The organism is Nitrospiria bacterium, assembly GCA_036397255.1.
Taxonomy (GTDB): Bacteria; Nitrospirota; Nitrospiria; order DASWJH01; family DASWJH01; genus DASWJH01.
Genome location: DASWJH010000090.1, coordinates 1 through 21,555 on the forward strand (window position 1 = coordinate 1; position 21,555 = coordinate 21,555).

A 21,555-nucleotide genomic window follows, 5' to 3' on the forward strand; every position below is an offset into this window, starting at 1 on the left:
ATGACGAACTGGATTTTGCAGGAACCTCTAATACTTCAAAGGCTTCAACCACAGAATGACTTTGACTTGACCCTTGCCCTGTATGGACCTTAAACACTTTTTAACAATTTTTACCCACTCGATTACACGAAGACCCTTAAAAACAAGAGGAAAATTAAAATGAAAAAGAAGAAAAACCTGATTTTTTATCTCATCCGTCTTTTTTTATTTCTGGGAGTTTTGGGGTGCAGCGGTCCACAAGAAAAAGTAGACTCAACGGAAATTCGGAAAAATGCTGAAAAAGGAATGCAGGACCTTCGAATGGAAGAGGAGCGGCACAAACACTGATTTTGATGAATCCGCATTAACCATTTTGTGCCGCTTTTCGCATTTGTTCAATGGTGTCCTTGTAGTTTTGGCTCCCAAAAATAGCAGACCCAGCTACAAAAATATCAACTCCCGTTGCGGCAATTTGTTGAATGTTTTCTATCTTAATTCCCCCATCTACCTCTAGTTCAACCTTTGGGTTTCCTTCATCAATTAGTTTTCGAGCTTTTGCTAACTTTTTTAAGGAGTTTTGAATGAAACTCTGGCCGCCGAATCCTGGGTTTACGGACATGACCAAAATTAAATCCACATCTTCAATTATGTTTTCTAAGGTCGTCAAAGGTGTGGCAGGATTAAGGGTTACCCCAGCTTTCACCCCCAGGTCTTTGATGGACTGGAGGGTTCTATGAAGATGGGGACAGGTTTCCACATGAACTGTGAGATAGTTGCTTCCAGCTTGGGCAAAGTCTTTTATATAGCGTTCCGGTTTTTCGATCATGAGATGAACATCCAACGGAAGGGAGCATATTTTTCGAATGGCTTCTATCACCACGGGACCAATGGTGAGGTTTGGAACAAAATGGCCATCCATAACATCGACGTGAATCAGGTCAGCACCCGCTTGTACCACCTGTTGCACCTCTTCTTCCAACCTTGCAAAGTTAGCCGAAAGGATGGAAGGAGCAATTTTTCTATAAGGTTTTTTGGTCATTGGGCTTCTCCCGGGTATTTTTGAAGGACTGCTGCAAAGAAGAAATCCATATTGTGTGAGTTCCATAGCGTTGAAAAAAAACCCTCCTCTGTTCTGAATACCTCAATATGGGGGATCTTTGAAAAGATTATATCATTTTTGAAAAAATGAGGGTGGTCCTTTAAAAAGTGGTGAATGCGCTCTTCGTTTTCCTCCGGTTCTGTTGAACAGGTGGAATATACCAAAAATCCTCCCGGATTTACCAACGGAGCCACTTGTTTCAGTATGCGATCCTGGCGCTTTGAATATTCTTGAATAATTCGTTCCTCTTTTTTCCATTTTCCTTCCGGATGCCTTCTTAAAACCCCCAATCCCGAGCAGGGTGCATCAACCAAAACTTTCTGAAAACGTTCTAACCCCAAAGAGGATAAATCTTTGGTCGCATCCATCCGGTGGGTTTTTACAATCCCAATTCCTAATCGTTTAAGGTTTTCCTTTAAAAGGGATAGTCGTTTTTCAAAGAGATCTAAAGCCACAATCACCCCTTTATTTTCCATGAGTTGTGCCAAATGAGTGGTTTTTCCCCCTGGGGTGGAGCAGACATCTAAAATTCTTTCCCCTGGTGTGGGGTCGAGAAGGGGTGAAATAAATTGAGCCCCTTCGTCCTGAATATAAAAGAGGCCTTCCTGAAAGGCTTTTGAGTACAAAAAATTTTCACCCTTTGATAGGAAAAGGGTGTCCTTTGAAAGGGGAGAAGGAGTTGAAACAATTCCCTCCTTTTGTAAAATCTCCTGTAATGTCTCCCTGTCTTGCCGTAGGGTATTCACCCGCAAGGTTAGGGGAGGTTTTTGATTGTTATATTGGCACAATTTCCGTGTTTTCTTTTCTCCCCATCGTTCAAGCCACCGGTTAACCAGCCATTCGGGATGGGAGGTGGAAATACTGATGTGTTTAAGGGATGAACCCGCTGGAATCACCGGTTCCTGAGTTTTTTGTTTCCTTTGCACTGTTCTTAAAACAGCATTGGCGAAGTTTGAGGGTTTAATCCCCGCTGTTTTTTTTACAAGATCGACTGTTTCATAGATTGCTGCATAAGAAGGGGTTCGATCTAAAAAATAAAGTTGGTAGCATCCTAACCGCAGGGCACATCGAAGGGATAGAGGAGTGGGAGGGTTTTTTTGCTTTGTGGCATGTTGGATGATCCAATCCAGAAAAGAACGGTGACGGATCACCCCCTGAATTAACTCATTGGCAAAAGCGCGATCCCGGATGTCTTTCAAAAAGGATCTTTCAAAAGACACTTCTCCGCGTGCAGACTCCCATTGAATAAGAAAATTTAAGGCCACCTGCCGTGGAGTGAGTGGCGAGAGACCGGGTACGGAATGGGCCGTCGTGGTTTTCGGTAAAGTCCCGCCTTTCTTTTGACGGTTTCCCCTTTTTTTTCCCTTTGTCGGCGGGGTGGGGGGTAATGCTTGTTTCATTGTTTTATGAATAGGATCCAACCTTTAATGCAGGATTTGAGTTCCACTGAGGCTTCCATTTCCCCTGGGTGGAGAGCCCATTATTAATTGCCCAAAAATAGATCCGGTTTTGTGCCATTTTTTCCAGTTCCAATAACCGGGCATGAATGGGTGGATGAGTTGAAAATAGGTGGGTGAACCCTTTTCCAGAAAGAGGGCTCACGGTAAACATATGAGCGGTTCCAGGGCCTCCCAACATAGGAAAATGTGCTATTCCATTTTGGATTTTTCGGAGAGCATTTGCAAGGAATAAGGGGTTTCCACATAATCTTGCTCCACATTTATCAGCAAAAAATTCCCTGGAACTGCAATGAGGTACCCGAACGAAAAAAGCGGCCAGTGGTGCCAATATGACCAAAAAAAAGGCTCCGAAAGCACCGAAAGGTTTGTTTTCCCGTCTTGGACCTCCATGGCCCATATTCACCAGGGTTTGTGCTATACCTGCAAAAAAAGTAAGGCCTCCCGCGATCAGGGCGGCTGTTGTTGATATAAAAATATCCTTTTGTTGAAGATGAAATAATTCATGTCCGATGATCCCTGAAAGTTCATTTTGATCCAGGAGGGCCAATAAACCGGTTGTCAAAACCAATGATCCCTTTCTTGCATTCTTTCCCGTTGATAAAGCATTTGGGGTAGGATGGTTTATTAAATAAATGTTAGGGATCGGAACCCCCCCCCGTCTAGAAAGGGTTTTAACCATTTTATAAAGCTCTGGGCCTTCTTTCTCCGTGAGTTCTTTAGCGTTGTATAAATAAAGGATCATTTTATCACTTAACCCATAAGCTCCCAGAAGGAAAATTAAAACCAGGGCAAAACCCAACAAGGCACCCCACCCTCCATTAATTATAAATCCCAATCCAATTGGAAAGAAAGTAAGTATACTTAGGAAGAACACTGTTTTTAACCTCTTCACCTGTTTTCCTCCTTTTTGGGGTAAAAGGGACGGTCCAGGGGAGTCATGGTTGGTTATCTACCCAAAACCGTATTTTCAGTAATTGAATAACCTGCCAGAAATTCTTTAACTTCCATCCTCCTTTTATTTTCGGGTTGGATTTCTTGAATTAAAAGAATTCCTTTTCCGGTTACCACCTCCAGACTTTCCGAGGTTACTGCTGAAATTTTACCGGGTTTCCCTTCAAAAGAAGAAAGTGGTTCAGCGGTTGCACGCCAAATTCTAAGGCGTTTTGAACCCAAAAACGTAAAGGCCCCTGGCCATGGATCCGTTCCTCTAATCAAATTTACGATTTGTTCAGCGGATTTTTCCCACATAATTCTTCCATCTTCTTTTTTAAGGGATGGGGCATAACTGGCTTTTTGATGGTCCTGCTTTTGCGGGGTAAGGGAATGGGTTTCTATTTTTTTGAGGGTTTGCTGGAGAAGGTTGGCACCTTGGATGGAGAGGTTTGTGAATAATTCCCCTGCGGTTTCTTGATCACCGATAGGAAGCGATTTTTGATCTAGAATATCACCTTCATCCATGGCTTCATTCATTTTAATGGTTGTTACCCCTGTTTCTTTTTCGCCTTTAATAATTGCCCATTGTATCGGCGCGGCTCCTCGATAAAGGGGTAATAAAGACGCATGAACATTAATGCATCCTAAAGGAGGAATTTCTAAAATGGATTTGGGTAAAATTTGTCCAAAGGCAACCACCACAATGATATCGGGGGCTAGGGTACGAATCTCCCCTAAAAATTCAGGATCTTTGACTTTAATGGGTTGGTAAATCGGAAGCTGGTATTCAATCCCCTTTTTTTTTACCGGGGAGGGAATAACCTTTGAACCTCTTCCTTGGGGTCGGTCCGGTTGGGTTACCACTCCAATTAAATCCCAATGGGATTTAAAGAGGGATTCCAGGCTGGGAATTGAAAATTCCGGTGTTCCCATGAAAAGGATTCGCATAGAGAATTTAGGTTACACTGAGTTTTGTCTTTTTTTTCATTTTTTTAAGAAGAATGCTTCTTTTCAGGCTACTGATTCGATCAATTAGCAAAACCCCGTTCAAATGGTCCATTTCATGTTGAAAAAGCCTTGCAGCCAGGTTTTCACCTTCCAGTTCTATGGGGTTTCCTTCCCGATCAAGTCCCCTAATCGTAACCCGTTTTGGTCGCACCACTTTTAACCGTTTCTCAGGGATACTTAAGCACCCTTCGAGGTCGGAAACCTCACTCTCCGTTTGAAGAATTTCAGGGTTAATCATAACCGTTAGTGGAAACAGGGGGTCATGTTGCCCCAGATCAAAAACAAACAATCTTTTTGAATAACCAACCTGAGGGGCCGCCAGGCCAAGCCCAGGCGCGTCATAAAGGGTTTCAACCATATCATCAATGAGGCGCTGAATATTTGAATCGATGACATTAATCGTATCTGCCTTCCGCCGAAGAATTGGATCCGGAAATTCTTTAATTTGCAGGATAGCCATTTTTATTTTTTTTATAAATTAGTAGGAAGGTGAATAAATGTATAAATTTATGGTACTTCTAACATAGAACTTAAAGCAAAATCAAGGGTTGGATTCTTTTCCTATTCCCAATGAAAGTCATCCTAAGCGGGAAGGAGAATTTTTGAAAAGGGTTTACTAATGGTAAGATTGTTTGAGATAGGGTAGGTTAAAAAGGCCCTTAAAGATTTAAAAAGATTAGAGGTTGACAAAATCAAATACCCTCATATATAATCATAAGCGAATTTACTTCCCAGGAGGTTGCTTCCTCTGAAGCCTTGCAATCCAGGTCTTGTCGAATCCTATCCGGAAAACTAATGCCTTTAAGCCGTGATTGTCATTCTGGGGTAATCAAATCGAAATAAAAAATGAGTGTAATCTTAAATCTTTAAGATAGTTTTAATGCTTTGCTTTATATCCTTCTTTTTTTGGTGAATCCCAATTACAAATCGGCCAATCCTCTCAGGTAGAAAACGGAAGACCCTATGTTTTGTTGAGAAGAACCAATTTCCATAAAGGGTAAAAGACAAAATCCTCACTTGCAACACACACCCGTGAATAAAAGATAATCTAAGAAGCATTGTCAGGTTTGAAAACTGCACCTTTCCTTAAGGTCTCAATTTCAAAGGGTGGGAAAGTATATTTAAATGTCAGGAATTGGCCTTATATAAGGGCAAGGGTGGAAAATCATGGGTCAAAACGGGAGCCTAATGGCAAACTTTAATAAGGAGAGCGCATAGATGAATCTGGTAGAACTCAAGGAAAAAAATATATCCGAGTTAAACGAGGTTGCGAAAGATTTAAAAATTGAGGGTGCGAGTAGCCTCAGAAAACAGGAACTGATTTTCGCAATATTACAGGCTCAAACGGAAAAAAACGGACAAATTTTCGGTGAAGGTGTATTGGAAACATTACCCGATGGATTTGGTTTCTTAAGGGCACCTGATTACAATTATCTCCCCGGTCCCGATGATATTTATATTTCTCCCTCCCAAATTCGCCGTTTTAATTTAAGGACCGGAGATACGGTTTCGGGTCAAATTAGGCCTCCAAAGGAAAGCGAACGGTATTTTGCTTTGCTGAAAGTTGAAAAAGTAAATTTTGAAGACCCAGATGTTGCCCGCGATAAAATCCTTTTTGATAATCTTACCCCTCTCTACCCCATGGAGCGGATTAAACTTGAATACAATACAGATGATTACTCCACGCGAATCATGGACCTGACAACTCCCATTGGAATGGGTCAGCGCGGTTTGATTGTCGCTTCTCCTCGAACCGGAAAAACCATGCTTTTGCAGGGAATTGCAAAGGCCATCATGAAAAATCACCCCGATATTGCTTTAATTGTGCTATTAATCGATGAAAGGCCTGAAGAGGTGACCGATTGGCAACGCCAAGTGAAAGCAGAGGTAGTGAGCTCAACATTTGATGAACCCGCGCAGAGGCATGCACAGGTGGCTGAAATGGTGTTGGAAAAATCAAAGCGTTTGGTTGAACACAACCGGGATGTGGTTATTCTTTTGGATAGTATTACACGGTTGGCTCGAGCCTACAATGCGATTGCCCCTCCCAGCGGGAAAGTTCTTTCCGGGGGAATTGATGCCAATGCGCTTCAAAGACCAAAGCGGTTTTTTGGAACGGCCCGAAACATTGAAAATGGGGGGAGTATCACCATAATTGCAACGGCGTTAATCGATACAGGAAGCCGAATGGATGATGTAATTTTCGAGGAATTTAAGGGAACCGGTAATATGGAATTGCATTTGGAGCGGAAGCTAGCGGATAAACGGGTTTTTCCTGCAATTGATATTAATTTATCTGGAACCCGAAAAGAGGAACTGCTGGTTGAAAAAGAAGATCTTAATAAAATGTGGATTTTGAGGAAGGTGTTGAATCCCCTCAGTACCGTGGAGAGCATGGAGTTTTTGTTGGAAAAAATACGTGCCACCAAATCCAATAAAGATTTCCTTGAATCCATGAATAAATAGTTTTTTCGTAAATATAAATAGATCTATTCCTGAACCATTTTAATATGTTATAATGCCCTTCTTTGAGGAAGGGGAAAAAAGGCCCTTGAGGCCTTTTTTATTTGGAAACAATAAAAAAAACCAAGCCAGTATTTCGATAATAATAGGAACCGGGGGTATAAAAATGAAAAAAGAGATTCATCCTGATTATAAACTGACGAACATATCCTGTGCCTGTGGCTCAGTTATCCAAACCAGTGGAACGGTTCAGGATTTACGGGTTGAAATCTGTTCAGCCTGTCATCCGTTTTTTACAGGAACACAAAAAATAGTGGATTCCGAAGGTCGTGTGGAACGGTTTAAAAAGAAATATTCAATAAAGAAATAAAGGGTTAGGAGGTTGTTGGCGTGTTGATTAAAGAGGGAGAGCTGACCCATAAACTAGATGCCATTGTGGAGCGGTTTGAACAATTGGGTCATTGTTTAAGCGATCCCAAGATTATTTCCAATCAGCCCGAATTTCAGAAAATCGCAAAAGAAAGGTCGGATCTTTTGGAAATTGCCCAAGGATACATGAAATATAAGGAACTGGTAAAACAACTGGAAGATACCATAGGCATTTTAGAAATCGAAGGGGTAGACCTGGAACTTCGTTCTCTTGCCGAGGAGGAGTTCAAAATTCTTAAGGAGAAAAAAGAAAAACAGGAGGAGTACCTTAAGATTCTTCTCGTTCCCAAAGACCCACTGGATGAGAAGAATACATTTTTAGAAATCCGCGCAGGAACGGGGGGAGAAGAGGCAGCACTATTCGCTGCTGTCCTTTTACGAATGTATTCCCGATATGCGGAAAAACGAAAATGGCAGATACAAACCCTGAGTCTAAATGAAACCGGCATAGGAGGTTTGAAAGAGGTGGTTTTGCTGATGGAAGGGAGAGGGGCCTATAGCCATCTCAAGTATGAAAGCGGGGTCCATCGGGTTCAAAGAATTCCCGTAACTGAAGCGGGGGGAAGGATACACACATCAACGGTTACGGTCGCTGTATTACCTGAGGCGGAAGAAGTCGATGTGGCAGTGGATCAAAAAGACCTTCGGATTGATACTTTTTGTTCTTCGGGACCGGGGGGCCAAAGTGTCAATACCACATACTCGGCCGTTCGGATAACCCATTTACCCACAGGGATTGTTGTCAATTGCCAGGATGAACGGTCACAGATCAAAAACAAAGCGAAGGCCATGAGAATGCTTCGCTCCCGTCTTCAGGAAATTGAAAAGCAAAAGCAGGAAGATGAAATTTCTCAATCCCGGAAGGAGCAGGTGGGAACGGGGGACCGAAGTGAACGAATTAGGACCTATAATTTTCCTCAAAATCGAATGACCGACCATCGTTTAGGGTTAACCTTACACAAATTGGATCAAATATTAGAAGGGGATTTAGATGAGGTGATTGATGCGTTAATTGCCAATGCCCACGCAGAACGGTTAAAAGGGTTATGACCCATCCGGTCCCTATTCCTTAAAAAAATGTGATGCCGTGATGATTCCTTTGAAAATAGAACCCTCTCCCACAATCCGAAGGGCCATTGATTTGGGTGTGGGTATCCTCGAAGAGTCGGGAATTCCCACTCCAAGAGAAGAGGTCCTTTTTTTTCTAAAACGGGTGACTGGCCTAAATGATCTTACCTTATTCCTTCATGAAACAACCCCATTAACTCCTTTGCAAAAGGACTGTTTTCAGGAATGTCTTCAAAGAAGAATGGCCCGGGAGCCTTTTCAGTATATTTTGGGAGACCAACCCTTTTGGGATTATGAGATTAAGGTTTCTCAGGGTGTTTTTATTCCCAGGCCTGAAACAGAATTGCTGATTCAAGAAGCAATGGACCTTTCTTGGACGCCCCGTGAAATTATCGATTTGTGTACGGGGAGCGGTTGTATTGCTATTTCCCTTGCCAAATGTTTTCCAGAGGCCAAGATTTACGCGGTGGACCTATCGCAAAAAGCTTTGAACCAAGCCAAAAGGAATGCCGAAAAGGTTGGAATAGACGTCAAGGTCCAATTTTTGGAAGGAGATCTTTTTTCTCCTTTTGAAGAATCCAATTGTAATAAACAGGTTGACTTATTGGTTTCTAATCCCCCCTATGTTTCTTCGAGGGAATTTTGGGCGCTGACACCTGAAATTAAATATTTTGAACCTCCTCTGGCCCTTTTGGGAGGGCCAGAGGGGATGGATATTATTGAAAAAATTTTAAGAGGGGCTTGCAGTGTACTAAGGGTGGGAGGGCTTTTACTGATGGAGGTGGGAGAAGGGCATTCCCATCTGATTCAGCAATATCTGGGGAAAAAACCTGTTGGGCTCGTTTTTGAAAAGGTGGTTCAGGATTGGGCGGGAATTGACCGGGTGGTTTGTTTGAAACGCGCAGAAAAAAGGAGTGGAGCGCTCATTGGATAAAATTATTGTGACCGGGGGGGAAAGGCTTGTTGGAGAGGTTTCTGTCAGTGGGGCAAAGAATTCTGCTTTACCCATCTTGGCGTCAACCTTATTATCCAAAGGAGATCAAACCCTGTTCAATGTTCCCAGTTTAGTCGATGTAAAAACCATATTAAAGCTTTTGCAAGGTTTGGGGGCAAAAGTTGTTTCAGAACAGGAGACCTGTACCGTGTCTTTTTCATCGATTACTCATTGCGAAGCTCCCTATGATTTGGTAAAAACCATGCGGGCATCTATTCTGGTTTTGGGTCCGTTGGTTGCTCGGTTTCGGGAGGCGAGAGTGTCTCTTCCCGGGGGATGTGCCATCGGGGCAAGACCGATTAACCTTCATCTAATGGGCCTGGAAAAAATGGGGGCCGATATTCGAATTGAACATGGCTATGTTATTGTTAAGGCAAAAAAAGGCCTTCATGGAGCCAGAATTCCATTAGACATTCCCACTGTTACGGGAACCGAGAATTTAATGATGGCTGCGGTATTGGCCAATGGGACAACCGTGATTGAGAATGCCGCCTGTGAGCCCGAGATTTTGGATCTTGCCCAATTTTTAGTGAAACGGGGGGCCCGGATTCGGGGGGCCGGTACGGAAACCATTACCATTGAAGGGGTTCCTCGATTAGATGGTGGTGAATACACCATAATGCCAGACCGAATTGAAGCCGGAACGTTTCTCATTGCAGGGGCTATTACAGGAGGGGACCTTTTTGTGAAACAGGTTCCTCACCATACATTGGAAGCATTAATTGGAAAGCTGAAGGAATCAGGCATCGAGGTGAAAGGAAAAGACGGTGGGTTGCATGTAAGGGTATTAGATAAGGTAAAGGCGGTGGATATCAAAACCATGCCCTATCCTGGTTTTCCAACGGATATGCAAGCCCAAATGATGAGTTTAATGGTCCTATCCAGCGGGTTGAGCGTTATTACAGAGATGATATTTGAGAATCGTTTTACACACGTTTCAGAATTAAAGCGGATGGGAGCCGATATTAAAGTGCAGGGAAATCATGCCATTGTTCAAGGGGTAAAACACCTTAGTGGGGCCCCTGTGATGGCGTCCGACTTACGTGCCAGTGCGTGTCTCATCCTCGCCGGTTTAGCTGCAGAAGGTGAGACAGAAATCTCTCGAATTTATCATTTGGATCGAGGATATGAACGAATTGAAAAGAAACTCTCTCAATTGGGCGCAAAGATTTGCCGAGTAAAAGATCACCCATAAATTCAAACCTAACAGTTGCCCTTCCCAAAGGGAAACTTCTTTCCCCTTCCCTCGAATTATTTCGAAGTGTCGGGTTTAAACTTCCGAAGCAAGGTCAAGGAGACCGTCGCCTTTTATTTGCCCCAAAGGGGGAGACTATCCGATTTATGTTTATTCGGGCTGTTGATGTTCCTACTTATGTGGAGCATGGGGCTGCGGATTTAGGAATCGTTGGAAAAGATGTCCTCCTGGAACAAGGCCATCGGGATCTTTACGAACCCCTGGATTTAAAGTTTGGTTTTTGCCGAATTGTGGTTGCCGAAGCCAAAGGGAAAGGAAAACGCCCCGTAACCAAAGGGTGGACTAAATTAAGAATAGCCACCAAGTATCCCAGGATCACCGAACGTTATTTTAGCCAAAAGGGTTTTCCGGTGGAGATCATCAAACTTTATGGTTCCATCGAGTTGGCCCCCTTGGTGGGGTTGGCAGAGCAAATTGTGGATTTAAGCTCAAGCGGGCAGACTCTTCGGGAGCACCACCTGGTTGAGGTTGAAGAAATTGCCAATTCCACTGCTCGACTGGTGGTGAATCGGGCGAGTTTGAAAATAAAATATCAAGGTATTGGAGACCTCATTCAAAAATTACAGAAAGGATTAAAAACATTCCATGAAAATCGTTGAATTTTCTAAAAAGGGTTTTCAGCGGGAACTGAACCGGATTACCAACAGGTTTCAAATACTTGATGATTCCGTTCGGAAAAAAGTAGAAGGAATTTTAAAAGAAGTGAGGGTTCAAGGGGATTCTGCTTTAAAAAAGTTTGAGAAAAAATTTGATCGTGTTACCCTCCAACCCAAACAATTTAAGGTGCCACCCATAAAAATAAAAAAAGCTCATCGTCATTTAACTCCAGATCAAATGAAGAGCCTTCGCTACGCAGCCCAGCGAATCCGGTTTTTTCATGAAAACCAAAAAGTTACTTCTTGGTCTCGACGAAGTGGTGGGGCGTTGGTTGGACAGATTGTTCGTCCCCTCTCCTGCGTGGGGATTTATGTTCCGGGTGGAAATGCTGCCTATCCCTCTTCGGTGTTAATGAATGCCATTCCAGCTCATGTCGCAGGGGTACCCAGAATTGTCATGTGTACTCCCCCGTCCATTAAAGGGATTAACCCTTCTTTACTGGCTGCAGCGAAAATGGCAGGGGTACATGAGGTGTTTCAAATTGGGGGAGCGCAGGCCATTGGGGCCATGGCTTTTGGAACCAGAACCATTCCAAAAGTTGACAAAATTGTGGGTCCGGGAAATATTTTTGTTGCCACTGCTAAACGGTTGGTCTTTGGGGTGGTGGATATCGATATGGTTGCCGGCCCTAGCGAAGTGTTAATTATTGCGGACACCAGCGCCTCACCGGCTTATGTGGCTGCTGATCTTTTAGCGCAAGCAGAACACGATGAAAAGGCAGCATCCATTTTGGTTACCCCGTCCCTTTCCTTAGCGAGTGCGGTTCAAAAAGAAATTCAAAAGCAGTTAAAGGAGTTAAGTCGCCGTTCCATTGCTTCGGTCTCGATCAAAGCGTTCGGCGCAATTTTTGTGGTTAGAAATTTAAGAGAGGCAGTGGATTTGGCCAATTGCGTTGCCCCTGAACATTTGGAACTGGCGGTGAAGAAACCCCGGGCCCTCCTGCCAGGCCTCAAAAATGCTGGCGCAATTTTTTTAGGCCATTTCACGACAGAACCGGTTGGGGATTATGTGGCGGGGCCCAACCATGTGTTGCCCACTGGGGGAACCGCCCGGTTTTTTTCCCCCCTCTGCGTTGAAGATTTTTTTAAGAAAACCAGTTTAATCGAATATGGAAAGGCAGAATTGGGACGCGCGAAAGAGGCCATTCTACAACTTTCAGCCTTGGAAGGTCTGGAGGCTCATGGAAAGGCTGTTCAAATCCGATTATAGGTAGCTGGTGATTGTTCAAAAGAAGGAAAAGAAGGATGAAATCAAAGGGTCGAAAAAGTTCCCCAAAAAAGCGTATTGGAGAATATAAACGCCGAACAAAGGAAACGTCCATCCAAGGGCACTGGGTTGTCGATGGAAAGGGAATTGGGAAAATCAACACCGGAATGCCTTTCCTAGATCATATGTTGGATGTGATGACACGCCACGGGTTTTTTAATTTAGAGCTTGCTGCCCGGGGCGATTTAGAGGTGGATTTTCATCACACGGTTGAAGACTTAGGCATTGTGATGGGGGAATTAATCCACCGGGCCATAAAAGAGAAAAGTGGAATTCGTCGTTTCGGACAGTCAGCCGTTCCAATGGATGAGACCCTGGCGGTTGTGACCATGGACCTTAGTGGTCGTCCCCATCTAATTTACCGAGTGGAAATTCCAAAACCTCAACGGATTCGAAGTTTTGACGTTTCATTGGTGGAGCATTTTTTTGAAGCCCTGGTCAATCACAGTCGAATGACCCTTCATATTAATGTTGATTATGGAAAGAATCCCCATCATATTCTGGAGGCGGTTTTTAAAGCCTTCGGAAGAGCGCTGGACCAGGCCACTCAAATCGATGACCGTATAGAAGGGGTGTTGTCGACTAAAGGAAAGCTTTAACCTCAGGTCTGGAAAGTATGGGCAGAATTGCAATTATTGATTATGGGATGGGAAATGTCAGAAGTGTCCAGAAGGGCCTGGAACGATTGGGTTTTTTCGCCACCATTACACGCTCCACAAAAGTTTTAGAGGATTGCAGTCATTTAATCCTTCCGGGGGTAGGGGCTTTTCCGGATTGTATGAGGAATTTAAAGCACTATGGGTTGATTGATCCCATTTTCAGGGAACTGGAAAAAGGGAAGCCTTTTCTGGGAATTTGCCTTGGCTATCAACTTCTTTTTAAGGAAAGCGAAGAGTTTGGATTTCATCCCGGTTTAGGGGTTTTAGAGGGAAGGGTTTTACGGTTTCAAAATGAACTGGAAAGATCTGGGAAAGGAATTGAAACAAAAGAACGATTAAAAATTCCTCATATGGGATGGAATAAAATTCTGGTTCGCAAACCCTCTCCGCTTTTCAAGGGTCTCCCAGAGGAGTTGTACCTATATTTTGTTCATTCCTATTATGTGGTTCCCGATCACTCTGATATCATATCATCTTATACCACTTATGGGATTCAGTTTGCCTCCAGTATTTGGAAGGACCACATTTTTGCATGTCAATTTCATCCCGAGAAAAGTCAGGATTACGGACTGGAAATACTTAAAAATTTTGGTTCTTTGTCATGAAAAACCATTGGAGGAAAATCAACCCAAATACCTTATCCCTTTTTTTGGGTGTGATGATCTTGGTCGGTTGTGCCTCGGGAAACATTCATAGTGTGTCGCTTCCTGAAAATGAAGAGGCTTCAATTGAACGGGTGGCGGTTATTCCATTCCAGATAGGGAAGACACCGGAAAAACAATTTGCCTTTAAAAGTTCAAGCGTCGCCCCAGGGGCACAAGAGGTGATCACCCGTTTATTCTGGCAAAGATTAAACGAAAAAGGCGACTACCGTTTGGCTTCTCATTTAAATGTTAAAAAAGTTTTGGGAGAGGTGGAAAATGGAACCGGAACGATCACCTCAGAAAAAATCAAAATATTAGGGGAACGGCTTCGTGTAGAGGGGGTAGTGATCGGATTGATCGATGTGTATGAGGAGAGAAAGGGAACGAATTATGGGGTGGAGTCCCCGGCGGCGGTGGGTTTTGTTGTTCAATTTTATCGGGTAAAAGACGGTCAGTTGCTTTGGAAAGGAAGTTATTATGAACGCCAAAAGTCTTTAATGGAAGATATTCGTACATTTTCCCTATTTTTGAAGCGTGGCGGAAAATGGGTAACCGCAAGCGATCTTGCGGATTTCGGTATCCGTGAGCTGATTAAAAGGTTCCCTATTTTAAAAATGAAGGAAAGTTAAAATGCTAGTAATTCCAGCCATTGATATTAAGGGGGGAAAGTGTGTGCGCCTCCGCCAAGGATGTCTTGGACAGGCCACCGAATATGGAAATGACCCTGTGGCCATGGCAATTCAATGGGCCTCCTTAGGTGCGCACCGGTTGCATATTGTTGATTTGGACGGTGCCTTTTCTGGGGGACCTGTAAACAAAGCAATTATTGAACAAATATGCCGGTCGGTCTCCACCATCCCCATTCAAGTGGGCGGGGGAATTCGAACCTTTCAAAGCATTGAGGATTATATAAAAATGGGAGTCAGTCAGGTGGTTTTAGGAACATCTATCTTAGAAGACCCCACTTTGTTCAAGCAGGTTTGCGGGAACTTCCCCGGAAAGATAATGGCAGCTCTTGACACCAAAAACGGAGAGGTGGCTTCTAAGGGTTGGGTGGAGACTTCGGGGGAAAAAATGGAGGATGTGGTGTCCCGAATGGTTTCATCGGGAGTGAAAGCCATTATTTTTACGGATATCCAGAAAGATGGAATGTTATCCGGGCCCAACATTAGAAGCATTAAAAACCTGCTAAAAAAGACAGGAGTTCCCATCATCGCCTCGGGTGGAATTTCCACCCTTGCGGATGTTGAGGCCTTACTGGCTTTAGATCAAAGAAACCTTTTTGGGATGATCATCGGAAAAGCTCTTTATGATGGTTTAATAGAATTGCCATTTTTACTTCGCTTCATTCGGGAGAGAGCCAATGTTATCCAAACGGATAATCCCTTGTCTTGATGTAAAGGACGGCCGTGTCGTAAAAGGTGTAGGTTTTTTAAATTTAAAAGATGCGGGGGATCCTGTGGAGATTGCAGAGCTTTATGACCGCCAAGGGGCTGATGAGATCTGTTTTTTGGATATAACCGCTTCCCATGAAAAACGTTCGATTCTTTTAGATGTGGTTTCAAGAACGGCTGAAATGGTTTTTATGCCCCTAACGGTGGGGGGAGGAATTAAGGAGTTGGAGGATATCAGCCAGCTTTTGCGGTCCGGGGCGGATAAGGTTTCCATTAATACGGCTGCTGTGGAAAGACCTGAATTTGTTGAAGAAGCGGCACAACGATTTGGTACACAATGCATTGTTTTAGCAATCGATGCCAAACGGGTGAATGGCGCGAAAAATCTCAGATGGGAGGTTTATACCCATGGAGGCCGGAAGGAAACTGGTTTGGATATTGTGCAATGGGCCCAGCAGGGTGAAAAGTGGGGAGCGGGGGAACTGCTTCTAACCAGCATGGACCAGGATGGGAGAAAAAACGGTTATGACTTAGAGCTTCTTAGGGCCGTTGCGGATGCTGTATCCATCCCAGTGATTGCATCCGGAGGGGCCGGAAATTCTGAGCATCTCTTTCAGGCACTGACACAAGGCCATGCGGATGCCGTTTTAGCCGCATCGATTTTTCATTATGGGGAAGTCAGTATTCCTGAAGTTAAAAAGTATTTAGAAGGGAAAGGAATCCCGGTTCGAAGGAGCGTTGAGTGATATTGCAAGTTCCAAAAAAGAATTTAAGAAAAGCAATTCCAATAAATAAAAAAAAACTCAGTAATCTTTTAAAATTTGACCGTTGGGGGTTGATACCGGCAATTGTTCAGGATTATGAAAAAGGGAATGTTTTGATGTTGGCTTTTATGAATAAAGAATCATTTTTAAAAACCCTGCAAACCGGTAAAACCTGTTTTTGGAGTCGGTCCCGAAAAAAACTCTGGACGAAAGGGGAAACCTCCGGACATATTCAAAAAGTTCGAGAATTATACCTGGATTGCGATCGGGATACCCTTTTGGTATTAGTGGATCAAAAAGGGGTGGCCTGTCATACCGGAAACACTTCCTGTTTTTTTACCGGTATCCTTCATTCGAAAAAAGTGAAGGGTTCCGATGGGGTTAGAAAAAATTTCTCCGAAAGAGGGTTGTCCATTTTAGAACAGGTGGAAGGTGTGATTCGCGATCGCAAGAGAAAACCCAAAAAAAATTCCTATGTGAGCTCCCTTTTTCAATCAGGCCAAGACCGGATTCTGAAAAAGATAACCGAAGAGGCCGGAGAGTTGGTGATAGGGTCCAAAAATAAGAAACGGCAGGAGATTATTTTTGAGACCGCTGATCTCTGGTTTCATTGCCTGGTGGTGTTAGGGCTCCATGGGATTCCTTTGTCGGAAGTATATCAAGAATTGAAGGGGCGGTTTGGAAAAACACCGTTTAAAAAAAAATAAAGGGTTTTATATAGGGGCAAGCGGGCCCCTCCATTGGAGGAGCCCCCTTCCGCTTACCTGGACCAGAAAAAACGAGTGGAGTAAATCAGGGGGTTAAATAAAGTCCCAGAAGGTGCCAAGGGTATTTTCTTTATTTAAAAGTTCCGAAATTTTTGAAATTTTTGAACCTGGGGAATCCTAGGAAATCCAATAAAAAGGGGTTTGAAGATGAACCAAGATTGTTTGTTTTGTAAAATTGTTTCTAAAACGGTGCAGAGTAAAATTTTATTTGAGGATGAAAATTTAATTGCAATAGAAGATATTAATCCTCAAGCTCCCGTACATCTCTTAATGATTCCAAAAGTTCATCGGGAAAGCGCCATGGATCTTTTAGAAAGCGATCAGGCTCTTTTGGGTTCTCTTTTTTTAAGGTTAAGGGATTTAGCCCAGGAAAAAGGAGTTGGGAAATCTGGGTTTAGAGTGGTCCTCAACACAGGAAAAGAAGGGGGCCAAACCGTAGACCATATCCATTTTCATCTTTTGGGTGGCCGGGGTCTTGGGTGGCCTCCAGGGTAAAAATCGCTGGAATATTAATGTTTGAGATGGTTTTGGATGGGGTTTAATTGGTTTGACTTTTAACAGTTGAAAAGTTAAACTACTCGTTCTTTTTACAAAGTTTTACAAATGGTTAAGGGGGAGATTTCAAAAACCTTCCCTGTTGAATACCTGCCCGGACGGGCTAATATAGAAGCCATGCAAGTTTTGTGGGGTGGTTTTTGTTATTTTCAAAATAAAATCGAGTTTTGAGTTTTAAACCCAATCGGCCTGTCTCTACCATATTAATTTTTGAAATTTGGCTTTAGATCCTGTATTTCCTACTTTGGGTTGAGGAAATGTGTATTTGAAAAGGTTTTTCAGTTGAAGAATTTATGTTTAGGTTAAGGTTTAAAAATTAAAACTATGCAACAGGGATATTTTTTTATAAGGCAGAAGAAAAAGTTTATCCTGGTTTTTTTTCAAATGTTTTTTTTAATACTCCTTTTTAATGTTTCCTTTGTTTTTGCCGAAGAGGTTGAATTTCCTGAAACCCAAATTGCCTTGGAAGATATTTCACACGTTTTAACAACATTTTTCCCAAAAACAGAGGGAAGAGTTGTTTTTCGGGAGGCAAACCAACTCATGTTGGATTTGGGTGGAAAAACACAGGCCGTTCCCGGGGTATTATTTTCGGTTCTCCGTCTTGGACCTCCTTTTTTTCATCCCTTAACGCAAGAAATCATGGGTTATTCTGAATCAGAGATTGGGACCATTCAATTGGATGAAACCTCAGGAGAATCCTTTCTGGGAATAGTGGTTCAGGAAAATGACCCCATCAAGGTGGGGGATAAATTTAGACTGAGCGGGGTAAATCTTCCTTTAGCACTTGTGACCCAGACCGAAATAGATCAGGAACTTTTTGGGAGAAAATTAGCGATGGCTTTAGAGGAAACCGGCCGGTTTAGGGTTATAGAGAACCCACTGGGACCTACCCTTATCGGGTCACCCCAGCGGGGGGCAAACCCCCTTGATGCCGAAGCTTTAAGACAATTGGGAAAAAATCTCGGGGTTCACTACATCCTTCTTTTAAATTCCAAACTGTCTTATCCCCATGCAGAGGTTGATTTTCAATTAGTGGTAGTCCCATGGAACCATCTAATTACAAAAATGAGTATGCCGATTAAATTATCTGAGGAGGATTATTATATTTTAAATGAAAATGGTTTAATCCAAATGGTTCAATAAAGAAATATTTAGGGACTTTATCTTTGTTTTGAGGTTTTTTTATTAATCCGGGAATATAAAAAAAAAGAAGAAGAGGCTCTCCTTTCCGTAGGTTCCTTAAGCGCCGGGCAGAGGGGACAAAAGTTTATGAAAAAAAGCGAAGAAAATTTTGCAGAGGAACTCAATGTAGAGGATTTGATGGCCCTGCTGAACCGAAATCACCTACCAAAGCATATTGCAATTATAATGGATGGAAATGGAAGGTGGGCAGAAAAAAGAGGTTTGCCTCGAATTGCAGGTCACCAGGAAGGGATCCATTCCGTCCGTGAGATGGTTACCCTTAGCCGGGAATTGGACATTGGGGCTTTGACTATTTATGCATTCTCCCTTGAAAATTGGAAGCGACCTTCACAGGAAATTCATGAGCTGATGGTTCTTTTGGAAGAATACCTTGAAAAAGAATTAGAGACCATGATGGAGCATTCAATTCGCTTTAAAACAATCGGTCGCATGGAGCGGTTGCCTGAAACCGTGAGAGGATGTTTGGCCCGGGTGGAGGAGGAAACCAGTCACAATGATAAAATGACCCTAACCATTGCCCTGAGTTATGGAGGGAGAACTGAAATTGTCGATGCTGCCCGCGCCCTAATGAAAGAGTGCCTCGAGGGGAGAATGAAATTAGAGGACATTGAGGAAGAAGAGTTTTCCCTCTTTTTAGGGACGAGAGGAATGGTAGACCCGGATTTGATGATCAGGACCAGTGGAGAGGCCAGAATTAGCAATTTTTTATTATGGCAACTGGCTTATACGGAACTTTATTTTACGGAAACACTTTGGCCTGATTTTAGGCGCCGGGATTTTTTGCTTGCTCTGTTGGATTATCAACAAAGAGAGCGTCGGTTTGGGTTGGTCTCGGATCAGATCCACGGGAGAAAATAGTGCATCAAACGCGTCTCTGGGTTGCGTTGATTTTCCTTCCCGCCTTCTTTTTGATTGTGAAATATCTTCCAACGTTTTTTTTCCTGTTGCTCATAATGGTAGTGGTGGTGTTGGGACAATATGAGTTTTTTAGGTTGTTTTATGCCGAGGAGCTTCCTCCAGTTGCCTATTTTGGTCTTTTTCTAGGTCCTCTTTCAACGATTGGATTTTATTTTAATCATTTTATTTTGGGTTTGTTTTCCTTGGTGGGAATCCTAGGTTTGCTTTTGATTTTTCAGGTTTTCTTTTTTAAGGATATCAAAAAGGTTTTTGCTGAAACCGGTGTAGTGTTTTTAGGGGTAGTTTATATTGGTTGGTTGCTGGGCCACCTGGTCTTGTTAAGAGGATTTCAAAATGGAGAATGGGTGGTCTTTTATTTATTTTTGGTGACCTGGGCAGGGGATTCCGGGGCCTATTATACCGGGAAAATTTGGGGAAAGCGAAAACTCTATGAAGCGGTTAGCCCAGGGAAAACGATTGCAGGAAGTGTAGGGGGATTGGTTTCGAGCGTAGGGGTTTCCTTTGTGGGAAAGTTTCTCTTTCTCCCCTCCCTTTCTTACGTGGATTGTCTTGGATTAGGACTTTTATTGGGGGCCTTGGGCCAATTAGGGGATCTGACGGAATCTCTTTTTAAAAGAAGTTCCGGGAAAAAAGACTCAGGCCAATTGATTCCTGGGCATGGAGGAGTTTTGGATAAGGTGGACAGCCTACTGTTTACTGGCCCTGCTTTTTACTATTTTTTATTATTTATAAAGGGACTGGGGAAAGGTTCAATGGTTTTATGAAAAGCGTGGGAGCGGAAATCATAAGATTCCCTTTTCCAAAGTTCGGTGAAAAGTGAGAATTATTCATTTTAAAACAGAGAGGTAATATGCGGAAAAATATTATTCTGCTTGGTTCTACGGGGTCTATTGGTTGCAATACCCTTGATATTGTTAAGAAATTTCCTGATCAGTTCCAGGCAGTTGGTTTGACAGGAGGATCGAATGGTGATAAGCTCAAAGAACAAATTGAGGTTTTTAAACCGCGTGTTGTCGCGCTTTTAGATCACGGTGCGGCTCATCGATTACAAGGGGAATGCCGCCATTTACCGGTTGAAATCCTTTCCGGTATAGAGGGATTAAAGGCGGTTGCGACTCTTTCTGAAGGGCACATTGTTGTTTCTGCGATTGTAGGTGCTGCTGGATTGGTCCCGACGCTCTCCGCTATTCGCTCCAAAAAAGAAATTGCATTGGCCAATAAAGAAACCATGGTTATGGCAGGAGAATTGGTCAATAAAGAAGTCAGGGAACATCAGACAAGACTCCTTCCCGTGGATAGTGAGCATAGTGCCATTTTTCAATCGCTAGAAGGTCATCGGAAAGAAGATTTATCGAAACTGATTCTGACCGCCTCTGGGGGTCCGTTGTGGGACCTCCCAAAAGCCGCCCAAGAAAACGTTACTCCCGAAGAAGCGCTCAATCATCCCAATTGGAAAATGGGGGCTAAGATCTCCATAGACTCAGCGACCATGATGAATAAAGGTTTAGAAATGATTGAAGCGAGATGGCTTTTTGATGTTATTGCAGAGAAAATTGAAATTTTAATTCATCGCCAAAGTGTTATTCATTCGATGGTTGAATTCATTGATGGTTCGGTTATTGCTCAGCTTGGAATTCCTGATATGCGTGGTCCCATTGCCTATGCGTTAAATTATCCAAAGCGCCTACCATTAAAACTTCCCAGTTTGGATTTATCCAAAATCGGGAATCTTACCTTTTTTAAGCCTGATTTGGAACGCTTCCCGTGTATTTCTCTTGCCTATGAGGCCATGGATTCGGGGGGAACCTTTCCCACAGTTTTGAATGCCTCCAATGAAGAAGCGGTGGGAGCTTTTTTGGAAAGGAAAATTCCTTTTTCAAAAATTTCAGCTGTGATTCAACAAACCCTGGGAGCGCATAATCCAAAAAGCGGTACGAACCTGGATGATATCCTAATGGCTGATCAATGGGCCAGAGAGGAAGCAAGGCGGACGGTCAAATCTCATATTTGTCATTAATTGGGTTCAAAGGTTAGGGA

At 43.1% G+C, this 21,555-nt stretch carries 24 protein-coding genes; 19 read left to right on the forward strand and 5 right to left on the reverse strand.

The features are described from left to right. Positions 1-159: 159 nt before the first annotated feature. Complete coding sequence (locus VGB26_11955) at positions 160-327, forward strand: hypothetical protein (protein HEX9758488.1); 168 nt, start codon at positions 160-162, stop codon at positions 325-327. 16 nt (positions 328-343) lie between these two features. Here the strand turns inward: VGB26_11955 and rpe are convergent, their stop codons facing one another. From rpe to def, 5 genes are read right to left on the reverse strand one after another with little or no spacing between them, the layout of a single operon-like run. Continuing rightward, positions 344-1,018 carry a ribulose-phosphate 3-epimerase gene (rpe, locus tag VGB26_11960; protein ID HEX9758489.1) on the reverse strand — a complete coding sequence of 225 codons (675 nt, stop codon included), beginning with the start codon at positions 1,016-1,018 and terminating at the stop codon, positions 344-346. After that, a complete protein-coding gene (gene rsmB, locus VGB26_11965) occupies positions 1,015-2,478 on the reverse strand; it encodes a 16S rRNA (cytosine(967)-C(5))-methyltransferase RsmB (GenBank protein ID HEX9758490.1) in 1,464 nt (487 codons plus the stop codon). The genes rpe and rsmB overlap by 4 nt, the downstream gene beginning before the upstream one ends. A gap of 4 nt (positions 2,479-2,482) precedes the next feature. Further along, complete coding sequence (locus VGB26_11970) at positions 2,483-3,430, reverse strand: M48 family metalloprotease (GenBank protein ID HEX9758491.1); 948 nt, start codon at positions 3,428-3,430, stop codon at positions 2,483-2,485. A gap of 53 nt (positions 3,431-3,483) precedes the next feature. Continuing rightward, positions 3,484-4,419, reverse strand: coding sequence for a methionyl-tRNA formyltransferase (gene fmt / locus VGB26_11975; protein ID HEX9758492.1), 936 nt, complete (start codon positions 4,417-4,419; stop codon positions 3,484-3,486). Between the two features lie 7 nt (positions 4,420-4,426). Continuing rightward, on the reverse strand, positions 4,427-4,939 hold the full coding sequence (gene def, locus VGB26_11980; protein HEX9758493.1) for a peptide deformylase: 513 nt from the start codon (positions 4,937-4,939) through the stop codon (positions 4,427-4,429). Between the two features lie 758 nt (positions 4,940-5,697). Here def and rho point away from each other — a divergent pair. The 18 genes from rho (at position 5,698) to VGB26_12070 (ending at position 21,535) form a co-directional block, all read left to right on the forward strand. Beyond that, on the forward strand, positions 5,698-6,945 hold the full coding sequence (gene rho, locus VGB26_11985) for a transcription termination factor Rho (protein ID HEX9758494.1): 1,248 nt from the start codon (positions 5,698-5,700) through the stop codon (positions 6,943-6,945). Between the two features lie 163 nt (positions 6,946-7,108). Next, on the forward strand, positions 7,109-7,312 hold the full coding sequence (gene rpmE, locus VGB26_11990) for a 50S ribosomal protein L31 (protein HEX9758495.1): 204 nt from the start codon (positions 7,109-7,111) through the stop codon (positions 7,310-7,312). 41 nt (positions 7,313-7,353) lie between these two features. Next, on the forward strand, positions 7,354-8,421 hold the full coding sequence (gene prfA / locus VGB26_11995; protein ID HEX9758496.1) for a peptide chain release factor 1: 1,068 nt from the start codon (positions 7,354-7,356) through the stop codon (positions 8,419-8,421). Positions 8,422-8,461: 40 nt separating this feature from the next. Further along, positions 8,462-9,373, forward strand: coding sequence for a peptide chain release factor N(5)-glutamine methyltransferase (gene prmC / locus VGB26_12000; GenBank protein ID HEX9758497.1), 912 nt, complete (start codon positions 8,462-8,464; stop codon positions 9,371-9,373). Next, positions 9,366-10,628 carry a UDP-N-acetylglucosamine 1-carboxyvinyltransferase gene (murA, locus tag VGB26_12005; protein HEX9758498.1) on the forward strand — a complete coding sequence of 421 codons (1,263 nt, stop codon included), beginning with the start codon at positions 9,366-9,368 and terminating at the stop codon, positions 10,626-10,628. Before prmC ends, murA begins: the two co-directional genes overlap by 8 nt. Continuing rightward, positions 10,625-11,287, forward strand: coding sequence for an ATP phosphoribosyltransferase (gene hisG, locus VGB26_12010; protein ID HEX9758499.1), 663 nt, complete (start codon positions 10,625-10,627; stop codon positions 11,285-11,287). Before murA ends, hisG begins: the two co-directional genes overlap by 4 nt. Beyond that, positions 11,274-12,554 (forward strand): histidinol dehydrogenase, encoded by a 1,281-nt coding sequence (gene hisD / locus VGB26_12015; protein HEX9758500.1) that lies wholly within the window; start codon positions 11,274-11,276, stop codon positions 12,552-12,554. The genes hisG and hisD overlap by 14 nt, the downstream gene beginning before the upstream one ends. A 35-nt stretch (positions 12,555-12,589) precedes the next feature. Next, the gene (gene hisB / locus VGB26_12020; GenBank protein ID HEX9758501.1) at positions 12,590-13,210 is read left to right on the forward strand and encodes an imidazoleglycerol-phosphate dehydratase HisB; all 621 of its coding nucleotides are present in this window, start codon (positions 12,590-12,592) and stop codon (positions 13,208-13,210) included. Positions 13,211-13,227: 17 nt separating this feature from the next. Further along, positions 13,228-13,875: an imidazole glycerol phosphate synthase subunit HisH gene (hisH, locus tag VGB26_12025; protein HEX9758502.1), complete on the forward strand. Its 648-nt coding sequence runs from the start codon at positions 13,228-13,230 to the stop codon at positions 13,873-13,875. Further along, positions 13,872-14,543, forward strand: a complete 672-nt coding sequence (locus VGB26_12030; protein HEX9758503.1) for a hypothetical protein — start codon at positions 13,872-13,874, stop codon at positions 14,541-14,543. The genes hisH and VGB26_12030 overlap by 4 nt, the downstream gene beginning before the upstream one ends. 1 nt (position 14,544) lies before the next feature. Further along, complete coding sequence (hisA, locus tag VGB26_12035; GenBank protein HEX9758504.1) at positions 14,545-15,309, forward strand: 1-(5-phosphoribosyl)-5-[(5-phosphoribosylamino)methylideneamino]imidazole-4-carboxamide isomerase; 765 nt, start codon at positions 14,545-14,547, stop codon at positions 15,307-15,309. Continuing rightward, the gene (gene hisF / locus VGB26_12040; protein HEX9758505.1) at positions 15,278-16,054 is read left to right on the forward strand and encodes an imidazole glycerol phosphate synthase subunit HisF; all 777 of its coding nucleotides are present in this window, start codon (positions 15,278-15,280) and stop codon (positions 16,052-16,054) included. The genes hisA and hisF overlap by 32 nt, the downstream gene beginning before the upstream one ends. Continuing rightward, positions 16,051-16,779 carry a bifunctional phosphoribosyl-AMP cyclohydrolase/phosphoribosyl-ATP diphosphatase HisIE gene (hisIE, locus tag VGB26_12045; GenBank protein HEX9758506.1) on the forward strand — a complete coding sequence of 243 codons (729 nt, stop codon included), beginning with the start codon at positions 16,051-16,053 and terminating at the stop codon, positions 16,777-16,779. Before hisF ends, hisIE begins: the two co-directional genes overlap by 4 nt. A 207-nt stretch (positions 16,780-16,986) precedes the next feature. Continuing rightward, positions 16,987-17,334, forward strand: coding sequence for a histidine triad nucleotide-binding protein (locus VGB26_12050; protein HEX9758507.1), 348 nt, complete (start codon positions 16,987-16,989; stop codon positions 17,332-17,334). Between the two features lie 444 nt (positions 17,335-17,778). Further along, on the forward strand, positions 17,779-18,540 hold the full coding sequence (locus VGB26_12055; GenBank protein ID HEX9758508.1) for a hypothetical protein: 762 nt from the start codon (positions 17,779-17,781) through the stop codon (positions 18,538-18,540). A gap of 126 nt (positions 18,541-18,666) precedes the next feature. Then, positions 18,667-19,458 (forward strand): isoprenyl transferase, encoded by a 792-nt coding sequence (locus VGB26_12060; GenBank protein HEX9758509.1) that lies wholly within the window; start codon positions 18,667-18,669, stop codon positions 19,456-19,458. Continuing rightward, positions 19,458-20,282 carry a phosphatidate cytidylyltransferase gene (locus tag VGB26_12065; protein HEX9758510.1) on the forward strand — a complete coding sequence of 275 codons (825 nt, stop codon included), beginning with the start codon at positions 19,458-19,460 and terminating at the stop codon, positions 20,280-20,282. Before VGB26_12060 ends, VGB26_12065 begins: the two co-directional genes overlap by 1 nt. Before the next feature lie 86 nt (positions 20,283-20,368). Further along, complete coding sequence (locus tag VGB26_12070) at positions 20,369-21,535, forward strand: 1-deoxy-D-xylulose-5-phosphate reductoisomerase (GenBank protein HEX9758511.1); 1,167 nt, start codon at positions 20,369-20,371, stop codon at positions 21,533-21,535. Positions 21,536-21,555 lie beyond the last annotated feature (20 nt).

What these genes read in the sequence shown, in the direction of transcription:
- hisH (HEX9758502.1), top strand. Translation starts at nt 13,228, where the DNA reads ATGGGCAGAATTGCAATTATTGATTATGGGATGGGAAATGTCAGAAGT.
- hisB (HEX9758501.1), top strand. Translation starts at nt 12,590, where the DNA reads ATGAAATCAAAGGGTCGAAAAAGTTCCCCAAAAAAGCGTATTGGAGAA.
- VGB26_12050 (HEX9758507.1), top strand. Translation starts at nt 16,987, where the DNA reads ATGAACCAAGATTGTTTGTTTTGTAAAATTGTTTCTAAAACGGTGCAG.
- VGB26_12030 (HEX9758503.1), top strand. Translation starts at nt 13,872, where the DNA reads ATGAAAAACCATTGGAGGAAAATCAACCCAAATACCTTATCCCTTTTT.
- VGB26_12070 (HEX9758511.1), top strand. Translation starts at nt 20,369, where the DNA reads ATGCGGAAAAATATTATTCTGCTTGGTTCTACGGGGTCTATTGGTTGC.
- prmC (HEX9758497.1), top strand. Translation starts at nt 8,462, where the DNA reads ATGATTCCTTTGAAAATAGAACCCTCTCCCACAATCCGAAGGGCCATT.
- hisA (HEX9758504.1), top strand. Translation starts at nt 14,545, where the DNA reads ATGCTAGTAATTCCAGCCATTGATATTAAGGGGGGAAAGTGTGTGCGC.
- VGB26_11955 (HEX9758488.1), top strand. Translation starts at nt 160, where the DNA reads ATGAAAAAGAAGAAAAACCTGATTTTTTATCTCATCCGTCTTTTTTTA.
- rpe (HEX9758489.1), bottom strand. Translation starts at nt 1,018, where the DNA reads ATGACCAAAAAACCTTATAGAAAAATTGCTCCTTCCATCCTTTCGGCT.
- def (HEX9758493.1), bottom strand. Translation starts at nt 4,939, where the DNA reads ATGGCTATCCTGCAAATTAAAGAATTTCCGGATCCAATTCTTCGGCGG.
- hisD (HEX9758500.1), top strand. Translation starts at nt 11,274, where the DNA reads ATGAAAATCGTTGAATTTTCTAAAAAGGGTTTTCAGCGGGAACTGAAC.
- VGB26_12060 (HEX9758509.1), top strand. Translation starts at nt 18,667, where the DNA reads ATGAAAAAAAGCGAAGAAAATTTTGCAGAGGAACTCAATGTAGAGGAT.
- rpmE (HEX9758495.1), top strand. Translation starts at nt 7,109, where the DNA reads ATGAAAAAAGAGATTCATCCTGATTATAAACTGACGAACATATCCTGT.
- fmt (HEX9758492.1), bottom strand. Translation starts at nt 4,419, where the DNA reads ATGCGAATCCTTTTCATGGGAACACCGGAATTTTCAATTCCCAGCCTG.
- hisF (HEX9758505.1), top strand. Translation starts at nt 15,278, where the DNA reads ATGTTATCCAAACGGATAATCCCTTGTCTTGATGTAAAGGACGGCCGT.
- rho (HEX9758494.1), top strand. Translation starts at nt 5,698, where the DNA reads ATGAATCTGGTAGAACTCAAGGAAAAAAATATATCCGAGTTAAACGAG.
- VGB26_12055 (HEX9758508.1), top strand. Translation starts at nt 17,779, where the DNA reads ATGTTTTTTTTAATACTCCTTTTTAATGTTTCCTTTGTTTTTGCCGAA.
- rsmB (HEX9758490.1), bottom strand. Translation starts at nt 2,478, where the DNA reads ATGAAACAAGCATTACCCCCCACCCCGCCGACAAAGGGAAAAAAAAGG.